Source organism: Zoogloea sp. 1C4, from assembly GCF_009469605.1.
GTDB classification, from domain to species: domain Bacteria; phylum Pseudomonadota; class Gammaproteobacteria; order Burkholderiales; family Rhodocyclaceae; genus Zoogloea; species Zoogloea oryzae.
The window spans coordinates 1-3,925 of record NZ_SSXU01000054.1; the positions used below are offsets into that span (position 1 = coordinate 1).

At 30.6% G+C, this 3,925-nt stretch carries 5 protein-coding genes; all 5 read left to right on the plus strand.

From position 1 onward, the window contains the following. A partial coding sequence (locus GH681_RS23410; protein WP_194271318.1) for a hypothetical protein occupies window positions 1-1,177 on the plus strand: 1,177 nt, incomplete at its 5' end. 507 nt (window positions 1,178-1,684) lie between these two features. Beyond that, window positions 1,685-2,377, plus strand: a complete 693-nt coding sequence (locus GH681_RS22515; protein WP_153163743.1) for a hypothetical protein — start codon at window positions 1,685-1,687, stop codon at window positions 2,375-2,377. Window positions 2,378-2,689: 312 nt separating this feature from the next. After that, a complete protein-coding gene (locus GH681_RS22520; protein ID WP_153163744.1) occupies window positions 2,690-2,905 on the plus strand; it encodes a hypothetical protein in 216 nt (71 codons plus the stop codon). A 306-nt stretch (window positions 2,906-3,211) separates the two neighbouring features. After that, window positions 3,212-3,412 (plus strand): hypothetical protein, encoded by a 201-nt coding sequence (locus tag GH681_RS22525; protein WP_153163745.1) that lies wholly within the window; start codon window positions 3,212-3,214, stop codon window positions 3,410-3,412. Between the two features lie 58 nt (window positions 3,413-3,470). After that, the gene (locus GH681_RS22530; RefSeq protein ID WP_153163746.1) at window positions 3,471-3,698 is read left to right on the plus strand and encodes a hypothetical protein; all 228 of its coding nucleotides are present in this window, start codon (window positions 3,471-3,473) and stop codon (window positions 3,696-3,698) included. Window positions 3,699-3,925 lie beyond the last annotated feature (227 nt).

Sequence of the window (3,925 nt, forward strand, 5' to 3'; positions counted from 1 at the left end):
AGAAACATCTACTTCTTCATTAAGTTCTATGATACCTATATCATCTAGTAATTCAAATTCATCTAAAACATTTAAAGGTGATAGACAAGGTGAGAGTACAGATAAAGGTTGTATGTTACAAGCTACTTTGTTTAATGATGGTAGATTTGAAAAAATAAGAATCATTAGTATTCAGTATACTAGCAATACTCAAACTCCTAAGATATATGTAATTAATGAATTAGACTTACCTAAATCTGAAGATAATGTAATAACATTTAATTACAATGATGTTGGTAGTAGTTATGTTAACGAATTAAGTATAGAAGAATTTAACGATCTTGTTCCATTTGAATTTAATGCTAAAAGTATAGCAAAAATGGACAATAGGTTGTTTGCTTCTAATGTGCAGGAATTAACTTGGGATGTAGATTATGATGCTAGAGCATATAGATGTAATAGTAATGGTATTATTAAATTAAACTCTAGTATAAGTAATCAAGATATTACTACTACTTTTCAAGAACTAACTAGTCCAGAAACAGATTTAGTTATACCAGAAGAACACGATTGTATAAACCCAATGAATAGTTCAATGGTATATCCTAATAATTCAACAGATGAATATGCATTTGGATATGATGATAATGGAATTGTTAGAGGTGGTAGAGGTCTAAATATTAGCTATAGATTTATTATAACAGATTTAATAGAGTCTGACAATACTCCAGTAGTTGACGATGAAGGTGATAAATTTGTACCATATAGTATGAGCTTATCATCATCTAAAAAATCTTATAATACTATTAAGTTAGTATGTCCTGAAACAAAAGAATTAGTACATACATTTAATAGTGATGGTAAATCTAGAATAAGAAACTATTGCGATCCTTACTATGTATCTAATTTCTTAAGTCATCAAAGAGATGAAGTATATAGGTATGGTATAATATTGTATAATAATAAGAATATACCTTCACCTGTACACTGGATTGGAGATATTAGATTCCCTTCTGCTGATGTTGAAGGTTATGAACCTTTTACTTTTGGCGGAACTGTAGACGGATCTGGTAATTACGAATTAGTATCTCATCCACTTGGTATAATGTTCTATGTAAATAATCTTCCTACTGATGTAGTAGCCTATGAAATAGTAAGATGTGATAGAACATTAGCCGATAGAACAATAGTTACTTAGGGGTTACTAAATAAAACTATTAGATTCAACGGGTGGTATAATAATACTGAAGATTATAGAGCAGAATACTCTATAGGTAGCATAGATAGAAGACCTACTATTATGCCTACTTTTAAAGAAGGCGTAGCTCCAGAATTTGTACAAGGGTTCTATAATTCAAGTAAGAATCTGTTTGTACAACAAGATGCTTAGGATTAGAATCCGTTTGACACATACGGTATATTTGATTTAGTGACAGCTGATATATGTTTTAATAAAGAGAAATCAGATCAGATTGTTACTAGTGGTATGAGTATTGTGCCATTATATTGTGCACACTCTGCTACATACTGTAATGACGCTAACAATAAGCATTATAGATTAGGTATACCGTTTACTAAAGTATTAGGAAAAAGTACTAATAATGTACAAAATCCATTTGGTGGACCTGTAGAATATTCTGAACATACTGGTAATAAACCTAGTGCTTCTTAGGGAGTATTCGATGGTTATGAACAAGATGGTGATATGGTAAGCGGTGGTATATGTAAATACTATCAATTCTTTGGTAAGAATTATGCTCACAAAGATAATTCTAATTTGCGTCAATCTTTCCCTATAAAAGATGTAACTAAGCCAACTAACATATCTCCATATCAAGAAGCATTTGATGCTAAACAAATAGTAGATTACATAGATAGATTTGGTTTTATAAACTATAGTATTGGCTCTAGAGAAGCACTTGGTCCTCATGGAGTATGTTTAGCTATTAGTGCTCCAGATGTATACTCTGGTAATTATACAGGAATTCGTACCACTCCTTTATTAAGGAAATATAGACACAATGCTGTATTGTTTGTTAACATAAAGAAAAACACTACACAGTATGGTGGTAACACTTTTATGAGTAGAAGCTATTCTATATATAACAGTACTAATACTTATGTTAAAACATCTTGGGAAGGATACGATAAAGCAATGTGTTTTGGTGGTGATACATATTTAGGAGTATTGGACTATACTCATACTATGCTATTTACTAGAAATGACCCTGATGATAGAAATGGTTTTAAGAGATATGTTGGAGCTTACATTCCACTAGAATCTAGTATAAACCTGTACTATAGAAATGATGAACATTACTCTCAAGATATAGTAGAATCATCTGGAAATGGTCAAACTGGTGAAGCTAATGTTTACTTCCTTACAGATCCAGGATAGATGAACACTCTATATACTTAGAAAACTCCAATGTATGTATATAATGCCGCTTACTCTAATACTAGTACTAGTAAGAATTATATACAGAAATCTATATATGCTGAGGATGATGTTAAAAGCATGAATAGAATCACTTGTTCAGAGTTAAAAACAAATAATGAACAAACAGATAGTTGGACTAAATTTAAATTTGCTAATTATTTAGATACAGATAGTACATATGGACCAGTTACTAATCTTAAAGTATTTAAAAACAAATTGTATTTCTTCTAGGATAGTGCTGTAGGTATAGCATCTGTTAACGATAGGTCCTTGATCACTGATAATAATGCTGGAGCTTTAACATTAGGTACTGGTGGTATTCTTACCAGATACGATTACTTAGTTACTTTAAATGGTGATAGTATCATTAATGATAAGAGTATTACTAATTCTGAAACTACTTTGTATTGGTATGATTTAGATAAAAATGTTATATGCTCACTTAGCAATGACTTTAATGAGTTATCTAAAGTAAAACAAGTATAGACGTATTTAAATAGATTACCAGATAATGCTAGAAAGAATCCAGTATCATTCTATGATAAGAAATATAATGAAGTATGGTTTAGAATATATGACAGATGTTTAATATTTAATGAACAACTAAATGTATTTACTTCTTTTTATACTCATAATCCAAACTGGTTCTTCCCATTCTCTACTAGATTAGTTACTATTAAAAACAATAATTGTTATTACTTACATAATATGTATGATGTTAATAGTACTACTAAAGAAGAGAAAATATCTTATGTTAGATTTGTAGTTAATAAAGATATAGCATATACTAAAGTGTTCGATAATCAATGGTTCTCTGCTGAATTTGTAGACATTGGAGATGAAGAAAAACCTACATTAATAACAGATATACATTTTGAAACTAAAACTCAAGTGACAGATCCTATAGATTACAACAACATAGAAGTTAGAGAAGATAATTATAGATTTGCAATAAGTAGAGAAAAACAAGATAAACCAGATTTACAACAATAGACTAATATGTCTTACGCTGGAAGAATGAGAGGAAAATATTTGATTTGCAATTATACTTTTGATTGCAACGATAATAAAGAATTTAAGCTTCCGTATATTAAAACAACTTATAGATATTCAATGTTATAATATGAAAACTAAGAAATTAAAAAGAGTTCCTCAATATGCTTTCGGTGCTGATGCTATTTCAAACTGGGGTAATATGAGTGGAGTAGATAAAGCAAATGTAGTTACACAAGGAGTTGGAGCTATAGGTAGTATGATAGGTAACGCTACTAGTGGATAGAAACCTACAGCAGCTGGTGTAATAGGTGGCATAGGATCTGGAGCTGCAATGGGCGCTTCTATTGGTGGACCTTGGGGAGCAGTAATAGGTGGAGCTATTGGTGGTATTACTTCAAGTATAGGTTCTGGTGGTTCTGTTAATGAGTAGATTGGTGAGTATGAATTACCATCAGGAATAGCTGGTCTATTTGGTCATAGTAAAAGTTATATACGTAATAAAGCTGGTAG